This window comes from Roseivirga ehrenbergii (assembly GCF_001593005.1).
GTDB classification, from domain to species: Bacteria; Bacteroidota; Bacteroidia; order Cytophagales; family Cyclobacteriaceae; genus Roseivirga; species Roseivirga ehrenbergii.
Window position 1 is genome coordinate 1 of sequence record NZ_LQZQ01000041.1, and the last position, 502, is coordinate 502.

1 pseudogene is annotated in these 502 nt (G+C 39.6%); it reads right to left on the reverse strand.

Annotated features, from left to right (window positions below):
- A pseudogene (locus tag MB14_RS10270) lies at positions 1–502 on the reverse strand (SusC/RagA family TonB-linked outer membrane protein); the annotation flags it as partial.

Genomic DNA, 502 nt, shown 5'->3' on the forward strand with positions numbered 1-502 from the left:
ATGGGTTACCATAGAATTGGCCATTTGCAGTTCCTATATCCACACTACCGTTGATTTTTACGCTAAGGTTTTTGATTGGAGTTAACTCCACATAACCTACAGTTCTAAAGAACAAGGCTTCAGTTAAGCTGTTATTCAAAAGTGACTCTTCAGGGGCTTGTCTACCAGAAGTGTTGTTTGGTCTAGTTGGTAATCCAAATCTACCATCACCTCTATCGAAGGCTTTAGTTCCGAAGTCAGGGTCAGTGATGTAGTTGCCTTGGTCATCAATAGCATAAACAGGGAAGATAGGTCCCATTCTTCTTGCATTATAGAAAGCGTTAGCGAAGCCAGTTCCTCCGCTTGTTACAGAGTTTGTCATTCTGATATCGCCAGAGTTGTTTACTCCAACTTTCAACCAATCAAGAACATCAACATTAACGTTTGTTCTTAGGGTATATCTCTCGAAATCAGAGTTTTTGAACACCCCTTTTTCATTCAAATAACCAATAGAAGCATAGTA